10 tRNA genes are annotated in these 957 nt (G+C 52.7%); all 10 read right to left on the bottom strand.

The features are described from left to right. Positions 1–66: 66 nt before the first annotated feature. Positions 67–139 (bottom strand) — tRNA-Met (locus ADH99_RS08315). A gap of 9 nt (positions 140–148) precedes the next feature. Then, positions 149–238: transfer RNA gene (locus tag ADH99_RS08310), tRNA-Ser, on the bottom strand. Between the two features lie 12 nt (positions 239–250). Next, positions 251–324 (bottom strand) — tRNA-Ile (locus ADH99_RS08305). A gap of 14 nt (positions 325–338) precedes the next feature. After that, positions 339–412 (bottom strand) — tRNA-Met (locus tag ADH99_RS08300). A 16-nt stretch (positions 413–428) separates the two neighbouring features. Next, a tRNA-Ala gene (locus ADH99_RS08295) sits at positions 429–501 on the bottom strand. Between the two features lie 8 nt (positions 502–509). After that, positions 510–583 (bottom strand) — tRNA-Pro (locus tag ADH99_RS08290). 11 nt (positions 584–594) lie between these two features. Further along, a tRNA-Arg gene (locus tag ADH99_RS08285) sits at positions 595–668 on the bottom strand. A 17-nt stretch (positions 669–685) separates the two neighbouring features. Further along, a tRNA-Leu gene (locus ADH99_RS08280) sits at positions 686–771 on the bottom strand. 25 nt (positions 772–796) lie between these two features. Then, positions 797–868: transfer RNA gene (locus ADH99_RS08275), tRNA-Gly, on the bottom strand. Positions 869–882: 14 nt separating this feature from the next. Next, positions 883–955, bottom strand: a tRNA-Thr gene (locus tag ADH99_RS08270). Positions 956–957: the final 2 nt, after the last annotated feature.

The following is a 957-nucleotide window of genomic DNA, read 5'->3' as shown; positions in this document are numbered from 1 at the left end:
GGGAATCGAACCCGCGATCTCCTGCGTGACAGGCAGGCATGTTAACCCCTACACCACGGAACCTAATTGCGGGAGTAGGACTCGAACCTACGACCTTCGGGTTATGAGCCCGACGAGCTGCCAACTGCTCCACCCCGCGATAATATTAAGGAGGATAAGGGATTCGAACCCTTGCACGCTTTTACACGCCTGACGGTTTTCAAGACCGTTCCCTTCAGCCGGACTTGGGTAATCCTCCAAGATATAACTATGGACCTTGTAGGACTCGAACCTACGACCGGACGGTTATGAGCCGTCTGCTCTAACCACCTGAGCTAAAGGTCCAAGCTCTAAAGAAATAGCGGCGAAGGGGATCGAACCCCCGACCTCCCGGGTATGAACCGGACGCTCTAGCCAGCTGAGCTACACCGCCATGATATTAAATTTAATGGAGACTAGCGGGATCGAACCGCTGACCTCCTGCGTGCAAAGCAGGCGCTCTCCCAGCTGAGCTAAGCCCCCATAAGAAATCGGGAATACAGGATTCGAACCTACGACCCCTTGGTCCCAAACCAAGTGCTCTACCAAGCTGAGCTAATTCCCGTAAGTAAAAAATGCACCCAACAGGAGTCGAACCTGTAACCGCTTGATTCGTAGTCAAGTACTCTATCCAATTGAGCTATGGGTGCATTGTATATTTAGTTAATGCCGAGGACCGGGGTCGAACCGGTACGGTCATCACTGACCGCAGGATTTTAAGTCCTGTGCGTCTGCCAATTCCGCCACCCCGGCATGGGCCATGGTTTTACATTGGCTAAGCGGAAGACGGGGTTCGAACCCGCGACCCCCACCTTGGCAAGGTGGTGTTCTACCACTGAACTACTTCCGCAAATTTGGTTTTAATGCCGGCTAAAGGACTTGAACCCTCGACCCTCTGATTACAAATCAGATGCTCTACCAACTGAGCTAAGCCGGCTA

Origin of the sequence: Granulicatella sp. 572.rep1_STHE, assembly GCF_001073445.1 — a bacterium.
Classification (GTDB): domain Bacteria; phylum Bacillota; class Bacilli; order Lactobacillales; family Aerococcaceae; genus Granulicatella; species Granulicatella adiacens.
The sequence above is the reverse complement of the archived record's forward strand: the minus strand, read 5'-3'. Positions and strand labels throughout refer to the sequence as shown.